13 protein-coding genes and 1 pseudogene are annotated in these 17,250 nt (G+C 41.2%); 6 read left to right on the top strand and 8 right to left on the bottom strand.

What is annotated here, in order from left to right; all coding sequences use genetic code 11:
* Positions 1-54: 54 nt before the first annotated feature.
* Complete coding sequence (locus RIN70_RS08720; protein WP_195623423.1) at positions 55-1,311, top strand: MFS transporter; 1,257 nt, start codon at positions 55-57, stop codon at positions 1,309-1,311.
* Between the two features lie 961 nt (positions 1,312-2,272).
* Here RIN70_RS08720 and RIN70_RS08715 read toward each other — a convergent pair.
* Positions 2,273-2,560 (bottom strand): hypothetical protein, encoded by a 288-nt coding sequence (locus RIN70_RS08715; RefSeq protein WP_229099263.1) that lies wholly within the window; start codon positions 2,558-2,560, stop codon positions 2,273-2,275.
* Positions 2,561-3,061: 501 nt separating this feature from the next.
* On the opposite strand from RIN70_RS08715, the gene RIN70_RS08710 reads away from it, so the two are divergent.
* Positions 3,062-3,268, top strand: a complete 207-nt coding sequence (locus tag RIN70_RS08710) for a hypothetical protein (protein ID WP_037608378.1) — start codon at positions 3,062-3,064, stop codon at positions 3,266-3,268.
* Positions 3,269-3,457: 189 nt separating this feature from the next.
* Here RIN70_RS08710 and RIN70_RS08705 read toward each other — a convergent pair whose 3' ends face one another.
* The 4 genes and pseudogenes from RIN70_RS08705 to pflB all read right to left on the bottom strand — a co-directional run bounded on the left by RIN70_RS08705 (position 3,458) and on the right by pflB (position 8,405).
* Positions 3,458-3,619 carry a histidine kinase gene (locus RIN70_RS08705; protein ID WP_185755163.1) on the bottom strand — a complete coding sequence of 54 codons (162 nt, stop codon included), beginning with the start codon at positions 3,617-3,619 and terminating at the stop codon, positions 3,458-3,460.
* Between the two features lie 822 nt (positions 3,620-4,441).
* Positions 4,442-4,909 (bottom strand): threonine/serine exporter family protein, encoded by a 468-nt coding sequence (locus RIN70_RS08700; RefSeq protein WP_313790530.1) that lies wholly within the window; start codon positions 4,907-4,909, stop codon positions 4,442-4,444.
* 4 nt (positions 4,910-4,913) lie between these two features.
* Positions 4,914-5,672 (bottom strand): threonine/serine exporter family protein, encoded by a 759-nt coding sequence (locus RIN70_RS08695; protein WP_049474350.1) that lies wholly within the window; start codon positions 5,670-5,672, stop codon positions 4,914-4,916.
* A 419-nt stretch (positions 5,673-6,091) separates the two neighbouring features.
* A pseudogene (gene pflB, locus RIN70_RS08690) lies at positions 6,092-8,405 on the bottom strand (formate C-acetyltransferase).
* Between the two features lie 259 nt (positions 8,406-8,664).
* On the opposite strand from pflB, the gene dinB reads away from it, so the two are divergent.
* Positions 8,665-9,771: a DNA polymerase IV gene (dinB, locus tag RIN70_RS08685; RefSeq protein WP_272144931.1), complete on the top strand. Its 1,107-nt coding sequence runs from the start codon at positions 8,665-8,667 to the stop codon at positions 9,769-9,771.
* 8 nt (positions 9,772-9,779) lie between these two features.
* Here the strand turns inward: dinB and recD2 are convergent, their stop codons facing one another.
* The 3 genes from recD2 to rnhC form a co-directional block, all read right to left on the bottom strand.
* Positions 9,780-12,212 (bottom strand): SF1B family DNA helicase RecD2, encoded by a 2,433-nt coding sequence (recD2, locus tag RIN70_RS08680; protein ID WP_272144974.1) that lies wholly within the window; start codon positions 12,210-12,212, stop codon positions 9,780-9,782.
* 67 nt (positions 12,213-12,279) lie between these two features.
* Positions 12,280-12,930, bottom strand: coding sequence for a signal peptidase I (lepB, locus tag RIN70_RS08675; RefSeq protein ID WP_003008799.1), 651 nt, complete (start codon positions 12,928-12,930; stop codon positions 12,280-12,282).
* A 3-nt stretch (positions 12,931-12,933) separates the two neighbouring features.
* On the bottom strand, positions 12,934-13,833 hold the full coding sequence (gene rnhC / locus RIN70_RS08670; RefSeq protein WP_272144927.1) for a ribonuclease HIII: 900 nt from the start codon (positions 13,831-13,833) through the stop codon (positions 12,934-12,936).
* A 136-nt stretch (positions 13,834-13,969) separates the two neighbouring features.
* Between rnhC and RIN70_RS08665 the strand changes: the two genes are divergently transcribed.
* From RIN70_RS08665 to RIN70_RS08655, 3 genes are all read left to right on the top strand, one after another.
* Positions 13,970-14,260: a hypothetical protein gene (locus RIN70_RS08665; protein ID WP_070506075.1), complete on the top strand. Its 291-nt coding sequence runs from the start codon at positions 13,970-13,972 to the stop codon at positions 14,258-14,260.
* A 10-nt stretch (positions 14,261-14,270) separates the two neighbouring features.
* Positions 14,271-14,825 (top strand): CvpA family protein, encoded by a 555-nt coding sequence (locus tag RIN70_RS08660; protein ID WP_003008795.1) that lies wholly within the window; start codon positions 14,271-14,273, stop codon positions 14,823-14,825.
* Positions 14,826-14,898: 73 nt separating this feature from the next.
* Positions 14,899-17,238: an endonuclease MutS2 gene (locus RIN70_RS08655; RefSeq protein ID WP_313790529.1), complete on the top strand. Its 2,340-nt coding sequence runs from the start codon at positions 14,899-14,901 to the stop codon at positions 17,236-17,238.
* Positions 17,239-17,250 lie beyond the last annotated feature (12 nt).

The following is a 17,250-nucleotide window of genomic DNA, read 5'->3' as shown; positions in this document are numbered from 1 at the left end:
ATCAATGTTGAAACGAATGGAGGGGTTAATATTAAAAATTTAATAAGTGATCAAATGTCTAATAGACAAATCGTTAAAGACTTTATCAGTAGTTTTATTAGCTCCTTAAGTGGAAAAGCTTTTAATTTTGCTTTAGGATTAATGTTACTGGACCAAACAAAATCCGCAATGAGTTTTGGAATCAATATGATCATCTATCCTTTAGTTAGTTTGATTTTCTTGGTTCCAATCGGTAATTTAGTAGACCGATACCGTCATAAAAAGATCTTAATTTATAATTTTATCTTTAGGCTTATAATCTTTCTTCTGTTTTATGCTTTTTATTTTTTAACGAATTCATCTACTATCTTATATCTAGTAATCCCGTTTGTCATATTCCACTCTATTACAGTTAACATCAATGATACTTGTTATTCAGCTTCTATCCACGAGTTAGTAAACGATAAAAAAATTCAACGATTAAGTTCTGTTACACAAACCGCCATCGCTATCGCAACCATGCTTTCCCCAGCTATTGGAGTCATTCTTTATAATTGGTTAGGCTTCTCAGGCTTTATTCTTATAGAAATCATTGCAAATATCCTTTCTTTAGGCGTCTTACTTACCATGAAATTCTTCTATGAACACGAAGTGAAAGAAGCTAAGATTAAACAGATTGAAAAGCATCAACATGGAGTCAAAGAAATTATCCAATTCTTAAAAGAAAATCAGATTGTCAAATATATTATTCTTGTTAGTGTTGTACTGAATTTTTTCTATACTTCCATTAGCATTGGAGTACCATTTGTAGTCAAAGAGCAACTCTTATTAGATAATGCAACAGTAGGTATCCTAGAAACAATGTCTGCGGTTGGAATGTTATTAGCCAGTGTGTCAATGTCGCTACTGCCAGACAAAAAAGAAAATAACACACTTCTCTCTAATAGAATTCGCATTCCACTTTTTCTTCTAACCATCGCTATCGTTGGTTTGGGTATTACATTTGCAACTACTAACACCCAAGTGATTATTTCTTCCGTTGGCGGTTTATTTATGGGAATTATCGCATTCACTCTTGTTATTCTAAATATTGTCGTCATGACCTATCTTCAAAGTAGCATTGAAACAAATTATTTAGGAAGAGTAATGAGTACTTTGTTCACACTAAATACGTCTATCATGCCGATCGGTACCATTGTATTTACTTATCTATTTCAAAAGGACATAAACGGAGGTCTTATATTCATATTTGGAGGTGTTTCTCTCCTGATCTATACCGTGATAATGTTACCTCGAATCTATAGAATACTCAAAAAAGAACACATTTATTGACATTGAAACAAAAGCAGTACTAAAACGTAAAACGAAAAAGACAAGGATAAAACACCTTGTCTTTTTTCAAAATATAAATGGACTGATTTATTTTGGATTCTATTTGTGATTTTAACATGCATCTATATAGGAAACCGTGATTTGCTTCCTCTTAATCATCAAGAATTCTCTCTTCGTGGTAGTTTCTGGGGATTTGTACTTGCATTATATCACTTACTATTCATTGATAAATTTGTTATCTCTAATCGGAAGTAAAACAATACTAGGTAAAAACTCAATTTCAGGAGAAATAAAGTGAATCTCCCCACAATAAAACGCATAGTATCAAGGTTCTTCAAAACCTAATATTATGCGTTTTTTGATCCTAAAGACTTTTCTCTATTCTTGTTTATTTTGTTGTTGATTATCTTTGTATAAATATTATAGCATAGGCTATCGTCCATATCTGAGGCACTGTGACACTAAAAACTAGGTCAGTCTCATAGAAGAAGACGAAAAGCCAACCGATAAAAGAGTTAAGACACGCCAACGATTTTTATCACTTTATCCATTTACTACCCCCTTTCACTATTTAATAGTTAATTTAGACGATGCAAAAGTGCGAAAAAAGACAAATGTTTATCTTTCTAAACGGATTAAGTTTTCCCACTTTTAATTGCTTGAATAGTGTTGGAAGCCTTTTTTAATATTTCGTCATGATTGGATAAGCAACAGCCAGTTGCAACTGATCGGAGCCCTGACAGTAAGGAATGAGACCCTACTACTAGAACATAAAAAAATGGTGGAAATTTTGGGAATAGCTTTGTACATCCCATCTTTTTTAACTTTATATACATAAAAAAGTCCTCGAACAACAAGGACTTTTTTCGAAAGCTGGGTGACTTAGATAAGTCATCCAGCTTTCAAAATGACTAGTAGGACCGCTTCGTTATTGTCCGACAAAATTTAATATGCTTCAAAACTATATTTTAAACAATTTATTTAATCTTTCTAACTCTAATACACTCATATATACTTCTACTCCAGTAACTACCCCCTTACTATAAATAATTCCACAAGAAAACACAATCCTCTTCTCACTCAAAATATTTGACAATATTACAAATGATTCCAAAACATAATCCTCTATAGTAATAAAACAATTATTTTCATCTTTAAAAAACTTTATAAATCCAATATCCTTACACCTATCACGTAAATGAAACCTAAGTGATCTTAAAAAATAATCAAAAAACACATCATTTTCCATAGAAAACCCTTTCATTTTTTAAAAACATTCTGATATAATCATACAAAAAATAAAGGAGAACTACAATGAAAAAAAATAATTATTTTTATCTTGTTAATCCTCTTAATCTTTCCATTTGTCAAATCTTTTGTTAAACATTTACATTCTTTTTTACACTATCAATGGTTATTGGAATTAGCAAACAAAAAACGGCAATCAGCATTCACTAAATTACCGTTTTTTATTTAAATTCTATTACTATTAACTATCTAATACTACTAGTATTACTAATATTACTACTAATTATCCTGAGGCCATCGTGTATAAATTGACCCAAAACGTCAAATCCGTTATAAATTCCGTTATAAATAAAGAGTCCTAAAATTATAGATGAAATAATAATACTTGCACAAATAAAATATGTACGATTTTTTTCATTCATAAGGTCAATCCTCCTTTTTATTTGTATTCGCTTACATTTTATCATATAATACTAATGTAGTAAAGGAAGAAGGTGTTCTTATGCTAAAAAAATATTTTTCAAAATATAAATGGACTGATTTATTTTGGATTCTATTTGTGATTTTGACATGCATCTATATAGGAAACCGTGATTTGCTTCCTCTTAATCATCAAGAATTTTCTCTTCGTGGTAGTTTCTGGGGATTTGTACTTGCATTATATCACTTACTATTCATTGATAAATTTGTTATCTCTAATCGGAAGTAAAACGATACTAGGTAAAAACTCAATTTCAGGAGAAAATAAAGTAAATCTCCCCTCAATAAAACGCATAGTATCAAGGTTCTTCAAAACCTATATTATGCGTTTTTTGATCCTAAAGACTTTTCCCTATTCTTGTTTATTTTGATGTATAGTCCAGATAAAGACAATTCAAATTAGATTACGTCTATCTATTTACTTACCTTTTATTTGCTTTAATTCCTTTATCTCTTTTAGAATACTAAAAATATAGAAACTAAATAGAACTACAAATAAAAAAGATAAAACAAAGAAACCAAACGGAAGTTTTCTTCCCATACCAGCTACTATTCCAAGGGATAAAATACCGATAGCCATTATGGAAATTATGAAGATAAACCACAAGTAAATCATGTAAAACTTATAAAGATAACAAAAGGACTTATTTTTTTGTTTAGGCTTATCCTTCCATTTTAAATAAAAGAAATAAGGTGTATTAATAATTAAAATAAATAAAAATCTCATCTCTAGCACAACTTTTTACTTTCTATTTTGGATTTCCCACAAGATCTCCCAACTTCCAAATACCAAGCCAAAAAGAAATTGTTAGCATGATAAAGAATGTGAGGAACATATTATCCACCAGATTTTTACTCATCAAGCATAGTTCTCTAGCTATGTAAGGAGACACGAGGAACAAAATGCACTGTACTATAGTAATTATTTTTTTCATGATTCATTTATAATACTGTCACATATGATACAGTATACTCCTTTCTAGGAAGAATTCTTATTATTCCTATCTTTATTATAGGCCTACAGCAATTTAGATTCAATTTTTAATATGTGAAAGTAGTTTCAGAATAATTTACAAAACAAAAATAAAGTACACTTTTTAAAGAATGTACTTTATGCTTCTAATTCAGTTGTATCAATGGTTTAGCTTTAGTTTAGTCAATTGTACATAAACTTTTAGTTTTCTTCAAAAAATAAAAATGAGTTCCAATTGTTAAAATGAATCAAGAAAATACAAAAACTTTCCGCCGTGAGAAAAGTGCTAGAAACACTATTGTTTCTAGCACTCGGGAGTTTTGGAACCTTAGGTCCAAAACTAAGTCATGGAACTTCTACGAAGTTCGCTGACGTCCGTGCTCACCTAAGGAAAGTTTTAAGAAGACTTTGTTACCAACATGACAAATGCTAGTTAGCATTGGTCATTTTTCTTTTTTGATAGCGTCGATAAGAATGGTAGAGTTTCAAAACGACAGATCCACTAGCCATCCCGATGGAGATCACCAAGGCCAGAATAACCACCAGGGTCACGCTGGTCACTGCCTGACGATATTGGCCACTGACAAAAAAGGAAGTAGTTCGATAGGAAATATATCCAGGAACCAAGGGCGCGAGAATGGACAACATAAAGACCACGACAGGCGTCTTGAGAATGATACTTAAAATCTGACTGATACAGGAGCCGACAATGGCTGCGATAAAGGTCGCAACGATGACATTGGTAGGCCCTTTCAGGATATAGTAGAGTAGCCAGATGCCCATACCGAGGATTCCTCCAGGAATCAACATGGAGCGCTGCACATTTAGGACAATTAAAAAGGTGATGATGGCAATCAAACTGGCCACCGCTTGGATTAAAAATTCAGTTAGGTTCATGATTTTATTTCATAAGGACGAGGGCAACGGTTGTACCGGCACCAAGTGCAAGAGTAATGAGGAGAGTCTCAAAGAGTTTGCTCATCCCAGAGTTGAGGTGGTAATTCATGAGATCTCGGACGGCATTGGTCATAGCGATTCCAGGAACGAAGGGCATGACACAACCTGCGATAATAAGATCGGTATTGGAAGGAAAACCACTATAGCGCGTCCAGATATGGGCCAAAAAACCAAAGACAAAGGCGGCCGCAAAGGCAGTGACAAAAGGAATGCGAACGTATTTCTCAACGACAAGAGAAAAAGCAAAGGCAAAGATAGTCGCAATACCTGCTCCAATCGCATCATAGAAATTTCCTCCAAACATGATGGAGAAGAAAGGGGCACTGAGGGTTGCCGCAATGGTCAACTGAAGATTGGTATAAGGAACGCGCTTCATTTTCAACTCGCTCAGGGCCTGGTAGGCTTGCTCGAGATCGATCTCTCCAGAGACGAGTTGACGAGAGATCTGATTGACATCACAGACCTTTTCGATATTGTAATTGGTCCGCAAGATCCGTTTCATGCGTGTGACATTGGCATTCTCAATTGAAAAGAAAATAGCGACTGGCATCGCTAAAACATTGCAATCGACGATTCCCTGTGAGTGGGCGATCCGGATCATGGTATCTTCGACCCGGTGAATCTCAGAACCGCTCTCTATCAGGAGGGTTCCGGCTAACATCAGGACGTCGATCACTTGGTTGATCTGTTTTGACTCTTCCATAATATCCTTCTTACTAAATAATCTGTTTCTATTATAGCAAAAAAGGACGAGAGACAGAACTAAAATTTGACAATTCTAGTTTGTTTCTTATCCTTTCTGAATTCGTTTAGAATAGCTATTGTTTAGGCTTATCATTCGTTAACTCGGGTGGTGGTGCTGCATGGTGCTATCCTGGACGAGAAGGGTTGCTAAAAAGATCAGTGCAATCAGGATAAAGAGCCAAATAATAGCGAAAATAAATGTTAAAAACATAGGATCACCCCTTCTATCTTATTTACAGCTCTACTATAACACTTGGAGAAAGCGCTGTCAAACCCTATATAGTAAGCTCTTAAACTCTTTCAAAATTCAGAATACTCTTGCGATGGGGATGAAAAAACCAGCCGTTTCCGACTGGTTTTTTAAGATCTATTTGAATCTTAGTTCAAGGCATCATCCATTGAAAGAACTTCGTGGAAGACACGTTGTGTCAATTCAGTTTTTTGTTCTGGAGTGAGGTATTTAGTGTTTACACAGTATCCAGAGATACGAACGATAACGTCTTCACCTGACATGATCTTTTCGTAAACATCGTTCAAGTCCATAACGTTCAAGTTAACGTGTTGTCCACCGTTTTCGAAGTATCCATCAAGGATGGTTACCAAGTTATCAACTTGTTCGTCACGAGTTTTACCAAGAGCACGTGGTGAAACTTGTAGTGAGTGAGATACCGTCAGCTGCATAACCAAAGTCAAGGCTAGCAAGTGAGTTCAAGTTTTGCAACCATCCACCTTTCGCTTTGTTAGATGGGTTAGCACCTGGTGAGAAGAATTCCAATTTAGACAAGTTCACAGAACCATCTTCGTTGAGGTATACACCTTTGTGGACTGGTGAGTTACCAGTTTGTTTAGAGTATGCAACGTTAGAAGTGATGGTAAGAAGTGAAACAGTTGCTTCAGCGTTCTTGTAAAGTTTGTGGCTGCGAAGACGAGTAGTGTAAGCTTCGATCAACCATTCTGCCAATTCGTTAGAACGTGGGTCATCTTCACCCCAACGTGGGTATTCACCGATTGTTTCGTAATCGTAGATGTAGCCATCTTCGTCACGGATTGGTTTAACAGTAGCGTATTTGATTGCTGACAAAGTATCAACAGTGTTAGCGAATCCACAGATACCGAATCCCATGTTAGCGCGTTGGTGAGTTGGCAAGAAGGCCATTTGAACAGCTTCGTAGTTGTACTTATCAGTCATGTAGTGGATGATGTTCAAAGCATCTACGTAAGTGTCTGTCAACCAGTCAAGAGATTTTTCGAAGTTTGCTTTAACAGATTCGAATTCAAGAACTTCGTCACGGATAGGATCGATGTCAAATACTTTGTAGTCTTTATGAACGTCGTCGTAACCACCGTTCAAACCAGTAAGAAGAGCTTTAAGCACGTTTACACGAGCACCGAAGTACTGAATGTTGTGGCGTTGTTCTTCATTTTCTGGGTCAAGTGGAGATACACAACATGAGATACAGCTCATTTCACCGTATCCGTCTTTAGCCATAGTAGTTACACCTTCGTATTGGATAGAAGAGTGTTTGTGGCTCATGTGCATACAGTAGCGACGGAAGCTGTATGGCAATTTGTCAGTCCAAAGAACTGTCAAGTTTGGTTCTGGAGAGTTACCGATGTTGTCCAAAGTGTTCAAGAAACGGAAGTCCATCTTAGTAACACGGTGACGTCCGTCGTTACCCATACCAGCCATAGAAGTTGTGATGAAGGTTGGGTCCCCTGAGTACAATTGGTCGTAAGCTTTTGTACGAGCAAATTTAACAGTACGCAATTTCATAACGAAATCGTCAACGAATTCTTGGATTTCAGATTCAGTGTAAGTACCACGAGCCAAGTCACGTTCAGCGTAGATATCCAAAACGATTGGCACACGTCCAAGAGAAGTAGCAGCACCGTTGATCACACGGCAGACAGCCATGAAGGCGATGTTTGTCCATTGGATTGCTTCTTTTGTATCGAAGGCAGGACGACGTACGTCTACACCATAAAGGTCACCCAATTTAACAACTTCTTGAAGCGCTTGGTATTGAAGGTTTACTTCTTCACGAAGACGGATTGTTTCTTCATCGATTTCAGTAATCGCGTTCCAGTCGTTTGCTTTTTCAGCCATCAAGTAGTCAGCTCCATAAAGGGCCAAACGAGCATAAACCCCGATGATACGTCCACGTGAGTATGCATCTGGAAGACCAGTTACTGTGTGAGCGTGACGTGCACGACGGATGTTTGTAGTGTAAGCGCGGAAGATACCGTCGTTTACAGTTGTAACGTATTTTGTGAAGATTTCATGAACTGCAGGATCTGGTTCGTATCCATTTTCTTTCAAAGTAGTTTCCGCCATACGGATACCACCACGAGGCATGAAGTTCAATTTGAACAATTCATCATTTTGGATACCGAAGATGACTTCGTTTTCTTTGTCGATATATCCAGCTGCGATATCAGCGATAGATGTTGGACGAGTATCGTATGGGAAACGAGTTTCTTCGTAGTGTGCTTTTGTTTCTTCAACAATCTTCTTGATGTGAAGAGAACGTTCAGTTGGTCCAGCTAGGAAGCTTTCATCTCCATCATAAGGTGTGTAGTTAGCTTGAACGAAGCGAGAAACGCTTGCTTTTTCTTTCCAATCTTCACCTTTGAAGCCTTCCCAGGCTTTGTCAAAAATATCTTGTGCTTCAACGACTGTTTTAACAACCATTTTTATTTTCCTCTATTGTCTTTCTAGCAACTATATCTGTTGCACTTACAATAGTAGTATACCATACAGAAATCGGTTACACAAAGACAAATTGCGAAAAATAGCAGATTCTTTTATAATACAGTTTCAATTCTTCTGTGATACTGTACTACATTTTTGAAAATGAACACGAATTTCCATCAATTTTCATGTTTTTAGGAAGGGCCGATTTTTGCAATTCCAAAATTTTATTTTTATAATAGAAAAAGGAGGGTGAAAAATGCTGATATTTCCATTAGTGAACGATACAAGTCGCAAGATTATTCATATTGATATGGATGCATTTTTTGCTGCCGTCGAAGAAAGAGATAACCCTAGTTTAAAGGGGAAGCCTGTCGTGATTGGCCAGGACCCTCGTCAATCAGGAGGGAGAGGTGTGGTCTCGACCTGTAACTATGAAGCACGGAAATATGGCATTCATTCGGCTATGAGTTCCAAAGAAGCGCTAGACCTTTGTCCCCACGCGATCTTTATCTCTGGAAATTATGAGAAATACCGAGAAGTGGGCGAGCAGGTTCGTGAGATTTTCAAGCGCTATACAGATCTCATCGAGCCCATGAGTATTGATGAAGCCTATCTAGATGTGACGGAAAATAAAATCCAGAGCAAATCAGCTGTCAAAATTGCTCGCTTGATTCAGCATGCGATCTGGGAAGAGCTGCATCTCACAGCTTCAGCAGGTGTCTCTTATAATAAGTTTTTGGCCAAGATGGCAAGTGACTATCAAAAACCCCGTAGCCTAACGGTGGTCTTGCCGGAGGATGCTGAGGATTTCCTGAGTCAGATGGACATTGCCAAATTTCACGGGGTAGGAAAGAAGACAGTGGAGCGCCTGCATGAGATGGGGGTCTATACTGGTGCGGATCTTTTAGCCATCCCGGAGATGACCTTGATCGATCGGTTTGGACGCTTTGGCTATGATCTCTTTCGTAAGGCGCGAGGGATTCACAATAGCCCTGTCAAGAGCCATCGTATCCGCAAGTCGGTCGGAAAAGAGCGGACCTACCGCAAGCTCCTCTATGGAGAAGATGATATTTTAGAAGAAATTGCCAATCTGTCCAGTAAGGTGGCCCAATCGCTAGAAAAACACGGCAAGCAAGGCAAGACCTTGGTCTTAAAAGTGCGCTATGGAGACTTCACCACCTTGACCAAGCGAATGACATTGACGGAGCCAACACGAGAGGCTGAGCGGATCAATCGTTCCGCTCGCCACATTTTCCAAGAAATTGAATCGACAAATACTGGAATCCGCCTCTTGGGTGTCACCATGACCAATTTCGTCGATCATACCGAGTTGCCTTTGGTGGAAGAAAAAGAAAACGACTAGTTTGTACACTAGTCGTATTTTTTGATGTCAAAAAAGGCTGCAATTTCTTCTTCAGTCAGTCCGATCATAGGAGAGATGGTGTGGAGATTGTCTTCTGTCAGTCGATAGACAGTCGGTTCATCAGGCTCAGTCTTCCTTTCAACAGTTTCTTCCTTGCTTCGCGCAGATTCGACTGTATCAGAAGAGGTGGCAACGGATGAAGAAGAGTCTTTGGTTGCCTCGCCTCCGTCCAGGTCCTTGAAGCGTTCCACCAAGTAGGTCTTGCGCGCAGTACCGGTATTTTTAGTGGCGTAATCAAAGGCGCTGTATTCCCCTAAGAGGATCAGTTTGCTCTTAGAGCGCGTGATGGCAGTATAGATCAAATTACGCTGCAGCATCCGGTGGCTTTGATTGGTAATGGGTAAAATTACCACCGGGAATTCGCTTCCTTGTGATTTGTGAATACTCATCGCATAGGCTAAGCGAATCTTGTACCATTCATTGCGCGGGTAGACGATTTCATTGCCATCAAATTGGATGGTCAATTCATCTTGCTTGGATTCTGTATATTTTCCTGGGAGAAGATCGGTGATGTAGCCGATATCTCCATTAAAGACATTGCTTTCTGCATCATTGACCAGATGGATGACCTTGTCTCCATCGCGGTATTGGCAGTCTGGCGTGTCAAAGACCACCTGGTCTTTAACAGCTGGATTGAGAAGGTCTTGCATGAGCGTATTGATATTGTCAATGCCGGCCTGGCCCTTGTACATGGGTGCCAAGACTTGGATATCTCGAGCAGGGATCTGACTACGAAGGGCAGCAGAAGTGATTTGTTCGATCATCTTAGGGATGTGTTCGCTTCCGGCTTCGAAATAAGAGCGGTCAGCTTTTCGTTCTGTGAAATCTTGAGGAAGCTTGCCTTGGCGAATGTCTCCTGCTAGTGAGACAATGGTCGAGTCCTCACTCTGACGGAAAATATGTTCGAGTTTGGTCTGAGGGATGCTTGGGATCTGCAAGAGATCAGCCAAGACCTGACCAGGGCTGACGGAAGGTAATTGGTCGGCATCTCCCACAATCAAGAGTTTGGTATCTGTTGCGATGTTGCTGAGTAATTGATTAGCCAGCCAGGTATCAACCATGGAAAATTCGTCCACAATGATGAAGTCTGCATCCAGATAGTCCTCTAAGTGGCTGGTGTCATCATCTCCTGTCATCCCCAAATGGCGGTGGATGGTGGCGCTCGGAAGTCCTGTCAGCTCATTCATGCGTCTAGCTGCCCGTCCTGTTGGGGCAGCCAAGAGGATCGGCAGGTCTTGTTTCTTCCGAAGATCCAGATGGTGGAGTTGAGCATAGACGCTGATCATCCCATTGATAACGGTAGTCTTTCCTGTCCCCGGTCCCCCGGTGAGGATAAAGACCTTATTTTGGATAGCTTGGTGAATCGCCTCTTTTTGAATGGCATCGTAGCGAATCCCCAGATCTTTTTCAACCTCCTCGATAGCCCGGTTGATTTTCTCAGGGTCAAATGAAGTCGACTTTCCTTTTTCCAACAATCGACCGATATGACTGCGAATCCCTTCCTCCGCAAAGAAGAGGCTATTGTCAAAGATCTTGGTATCTATGTTTTGGACCTTGTCTTCCTCGATGAGGCGTCCTAATTCTTGGGCGACAGTGGAAGGGTCCAATTCTACTGGCCGAGCGGATTCTAACAGGTCAATGGTATAGCGCAGGAGGTCCTTGGCCTCGATGTAGGTATTTCCAGTCTCGATAGAGTAGCTAAAAAGGCTGTGGATCAGGCCCGCGCGGAACCGCTCAGGGGCGTCACTTGCAATCCCCAATTCTTCGGCTAGTTGGTCCGCGATTTTAAAGCCCATGCCTTGGATATCTTCCACCAATCGGTAGGGCTGTTGCTCCACGATCTGGAGGGTTTCTTCTTTATAAAAATCTTGGATCTGAAAGGCCAATTTATTGGGAATGCCATAGTTGGCTAGTTGGGCGAGAATGCGCTCCGTTCCGTAATTCTGACGGAGTTTTTCTACAAAAGCCAGGCGGTTTTTCTTGGAGAGACCTGTGATTTCTTCTAATTTTTCAGGAGCCTCCAAAATTTTGTCAATGGTATCGTCCCCATAGAGGTCCACGATTTTTTGGGCTGTTTTGAGACCAATTCCCTTAAAGTGATCGCTGGAAAAATATTTCACCAAGCCCTTGCTAGAGGGTTTGGCACGTTCATAGCGACTGATTTTGAGCTGCTCTCCGTATTTAGGATGATGGACCAGCTCACCCCAGAAGGTGTAGTCTTCGCCTTCCATGATATCTGCCATGGTTCCTGTCACAATAATCTCAAAATCATCAAAATCTTCGGCATCGGTATCGCTGATGTCGAGCAAGAGGATTCGAAAAAAACTGCTAGGGTTTTCAAAAATAATGCGCTCAATAGTACCAGAAAAATAATATTCCATCATTTCTTTCCTTTTTATAAAGCAAGGCTGGGACATACTTGTCTCAGCCTCAGTCTGTTAATCTATACTAATAAGTTTTGAAAGGGTAGATCGGCCATAGTCTAAAGACGGCTTGCCCTTTGATTTGTTCTTTCTTGAAAGCTCCGACCTGACGGCTATCTTTTGAAACGATCCGGTCATCTCCAAGTAGGAGGTATTCATCGTCGAGCAACTTCAAGGTAAATTTAGGATTGCCATCCTTGTCTACTGTAAAAGCTTGGGCTGTATTGGCCAATTGGCGGAAGAGTTCTCCGTTTTCTTCGAACCCTTTTCCAGTGTATGTTGATTGCAATTTATCTTTTTTGAAACGAGCGATGTAGTCTTTCAAATAGGGCTCATTGGTCTTTTTCCCATTGATGTAGAGGGTATCGTTGTCGTACTGAATGGTATCTCCAGGAAGACCGATGACCCGCTTGACGATGTCCTTGGTTTTACCGTCGTCGTCTTTTTCATTGGCAACGACAATGTCGAAACGATCAATTGAGAGGTGGTTGACCACAAGGAGATACTCGCTATCTGCTAGGGTTGGATCCATCGAATGGCCGTCCACCTTGACCGGAGCCCAGAGGTAGATGCGAGAGGCGATAATGAGACCAACAATAATACTGAAGAGGCCCCATTCTTTAAGGAATCTCACCACTGGTGAGCTAGATGACTGTTTTGAACTTCTTTTTGACATAACTTATCTTTCTAGTAATTTCTTTGCTTTTTCTGTGTTTTTAAAATGGAGTTTGGCACAATAATCCAGAGCCTTCATCCCATAGGTCTGAAGCAATTTAGCAGCGACTTGGTCTGACTTCGCTCCTGCTCCACTAGGGAGATTAAAGCCCAGTTCCTTGCCCAGATCTTCCAGATTTTGAAGGAAGAGATTGCGGGCGATGATGGAACTAACTGCAACCGCTAAATATTTGCTTTCTGCTTTTTCTTCCAACTCAATGGCTTGGGTGACCTGATTTTTTTCAGCTTTCACGTATTTTTGGTAGTTTTTAGCCGTCGTAAAGGCATCGATCACAATTCGCTCTGCTTGGACTCCTTTATTTAATAGAAGATAGATGGCCTGATTGTGCAGGGCCACTTTGACCGAAACAGCATTGTAGCCAGAAGCAATGACTTCATTGTACTTCTTTGGAGACAATAAGAGTGCTTGGTGCTGGATGTTTTCCTCAAGGAGAGGAGCCAATTGCTGAATTTTTCGATCATCCAAGGTCTTTGAATCCCCAACACCGAGCTTTTTGAGCCAGTCGTGCTGGTCAGGTGTGACAAAGGATGCAACGACGGTGAGTCCACCAAAATAAGAGCCGTTTCCGACCTCGTCAGTTCCGATCATGGCGAGGTCTTGTCGTGCAGATGAAGTGCTAGAACCTTTAGGGTTCCCAGCATCTTGCCCGAAAAAGGCCAGGTAAGGAGTCAGGTCATTGCCCTGAAGCAAGACTTTTCCAGACTTGTAGATCGAAACGGTCGCTCCCTCTAGTCGAAAGAAATAATCCATATGAGGGTTCTTGCTTTGAGAGAGAGAACGGCGATAGGTATGGACAAAATCAAGGATTTGCTCCTGTGTTGGAGTGAGTGTCATACTTTCCATAACCACTATTGTACCACAAATTCAGGGAGAGAGGGAGCAAAAAGAAAGAAAGAATCCACTGGAAAATCCCTGTGAAGAGGGGCTTTGCTACTGACAAAGCTAGCCTTTTTTGGTATAATACCGTGAGGTGATTTTTATGGCGAGCTTAAATAGATATAAATTTACATTTGGAAACAAAGCGCTCACTTTAACAACTAACCATGATAATTTGTTTATGGAAGAAGTCGAACGTGTTGCGAAAGAAAAATACCAAGCAATTAAGGAACAAATGCCAGAGGCAGATGATGAAACCATCGCGATCTTATTGGCAGTAAATAGTTTGTCCATGCAACTGAATCGCGAGATTGAGTTTGATGACAAAGAAAAAGAATTAGATGCTTTTCGTCGCAAGGCTTTAGACGACTTAAAGGATAAATCATCCAAATAAGAGGAGATACATGTTAACTTTCTTAATCTTATTGATTTTGGCATGGAGCTTTTATATTGGCTATGCAAGAGGGATTATCCTCCAGTCCTATTACTTTCTAGTGACCTTAGTGGCCCTCTTGATTGCAGGTGGCAGCTATAAGGGACTGGCCAAGGTGTTGTCTCTATGGGTTCCTTTTTCGAGTCCCACCCAGCAATCGGTGAATTATTTTTATGCCAACCGCTACCTATTTCAATTAGATGACATCTTTTATGCAGGATTAGCATATGTATTGATTTTTGCGATGGTCTACCTGATTGGTCGTGTGATTGGGATCTTTATGCACTTGGTACCTCAGCCAGAAAAATTGGAGGATCGCAAGTATCAAATTGGAGCGGGAGTGATCGCCGTCGTGATAACTCTCTTGGTCATCCAGATGGGCTTGACTGTCCTCTCAACAGTTCCCATGGCTTCCATCCAAAATAGACTCAATGCAAGTGGATTGATCCGCTTTATCATCCTTCATACCCCGATTAGTTCCAGTTTGTTCCACAACTTGTGGGTGACTGCGATTATCGGAGCTTAAGGAGCAAAAATGAAGAAAGGAGTGAGACAAGTCCGATTCAAAGAAGGACGCTCACTTTTTTTGTAGGAGAAATATGAACAAAAAAATCTTAGATATTCTGGAGTTTGACAAGGTCAAGCAACTCTTTGAACCCTATCTACAGACAGAACAAGGGGAGATGGAGCTAGCAGCCCTTACTCCAACTGATAAAAAAGAAAGCATCGAAACGGCCTTTATGGAGCTAGAAGATATGGAGCAGATCCTCTTGGAAGAGCCTCGCTTTGCCGTGTCGACCATTCAAGATGTCCGTCCAGTCGCCAAGCGTTTGGAGATGGAGGCATCCCTCAATATCGATGAATTACTAGCGCTAAAAGCCGTCCTTCGGGTGACACATGAACTCAAGGATTTCTACGACAACTTGGAAAATGTCCGTCTGGAAAGGCTCAATCGCCTCTTTGACAACTTGGTGGATCTTCCTCGCCTACAAGGTGGGCTTCAAGCTATCAACGAAGGAGGCTTTGTCGAGTCTTTTGCCAGCGAAAAATTGGCCAAAATCCGCCGTCGAATCCAGGAAAATGAACACCAGGTCAGAGAGATTCTCCAAGACCTGCTGAAAAGCAAGGCCGATATGTTGGCGGATGCTGTGATTGCTAGTCGGAATGGCCGCAATGTTCTACCCGTAAAAAACACCTATCGCAACCGGATTGCAGGGGTGGTCCACGATATCTCAGCCAGCGGGAATACCGTTTATATCGAGCCTCGAGCAGTGGTCAATCTTAATGAAGAAATTGCCAATCATCGAGCCGATGAACGGTATGAAATCATTCAGATTCTGGAGGAATTGTCTGACACCCTGCGCCCTCATGCAGCAGAGATTGCAAATAACGCTTGGATTATCGGTCACTTGGACTTGATCAAAGCCAAGTATCGCTTTATGCGCGATTGTAAGGCAGTGGTACCAGAGGTTAGTAGCAATCGCTCTATTCAGCTCTTGCAACTACGTCATCCCTTGATTGAAAATGCCGTCGCGAATGACCTGCATTTTACCGAGGACTTGACAGAAATCGTGATTACCGGTCCCAATACAGGGGGGAAAACCATCATGCTCAAAACGCTGGGACTAGCGCAAATTATGGCCCAGTCTGGTCTTCCCATCCTAGCGGATCCAGGTAGTCGTGTGGGCATCTTCTCACAGGTCTTTGCGGATATTGGAGATGAACAATCGATCGAGCAGAGCTTGTCGACCTTCTCCAGTCATATGACCAATATCGTATCTATCTTACATCAAGTGGATACCGCCTCCTTGATCCTTCTGGATGAGTTGGGGGCTGGAACCGATCCTCAAGAGGGGGCTGGCCTTGCTATTGCTATCCTAGAAGACCTGCACTTACGCGGGATTAAGACCATGGCGACAACCCACTATCCAGAGCTCAAGGCCTACGGGATTGAGACTGCAGGAGTGCAAAATGCCAGCATGGAATTTGATACAGCGAGTCTGCGTCCGACTTATCGCTTCATGCAAGGGGTGCCTGGACGCTCCAATGCCTTTGAGATCGCTCGCCGATTGGGCTTGTCTGAGACCATTATCCAGGATGCCATGAAGATGACCAATACGGATAACGATGTCAATCAGATTATTGAAAAATTGGAGGCACAGACCTTAGAAAGTCGCAAGCGCTTGGATACCATTCAAGAGGTCGAGCAAGAAAATCTCAAATTCAATCGTGCTCTTCGAAAACTCTATAACGAACTGACCCGAGAGAGAGAAACAGAGCTCAATAAGGCGAGAGAAGAAGCCAAGGAAATTGTGGACATGGCCCTCTCAGAGAGTGACCGTATCCTTCAAGGCCTTCACGCCAAATCCCAGTTGAAACCACATGAGATCATTGAAGCCAAGGCTCAGTTGAAAAAACTCGCTCCTGAAACCGTCGACCTTTCTAAAAACAAGGTCTTGAAAAAAGCCAAAAAGGCGCGTGCTCCTAAGGTGGGAGATGAAATCTTGGTTATCAGCTATGGCCAACGCGGAACCCTGGTCAAGCAACTCAAAGATGGCCGCTGGGAGGCGCAAGTCGGCTTGATCAAGATGACCTTGGAAGAAAAAGAATTCAACCTCATCAAGGCTGAAAAAGAAGCGGCTCAACCTAAGAAACGCCAGGTGAATGTCGTCAAACGCTCGAACACGAGTGGCCCGAGAGCGCGTCTGGACCTCCGTGGGAAACGCTATGAAGAGGCCATGCAAGAGCTAGATGGCTTTATCGATCAGGCCCTGCTCAACAACATGGCTCAAGTCGATATCATCCACGGAATCGGGACGGGAGTTATCCGTGAAGGGGTGACCAAGTACCTCCGCCGCAACAAACACGTCAAGAGTTTTGAATATGCCCCCCAAAATGCAGGTGGAAGTGGCGCGACTATTGTTACGTTTAAAGGCTAATCGAAACCTAGC

This window comes from Streptococcus parasanguinis (assembly GCF_032163505.1).
Classification (GTDB): domain Bacteria; phylum Bacillota; class Bacilli; order Lactobacillales; family Streptococcaceae; genus Streptococcus; species Streptococcus parasanguinis_V.
This window is presented reverse-complemented; position numbering and strand designations above follow the sequence as displayed.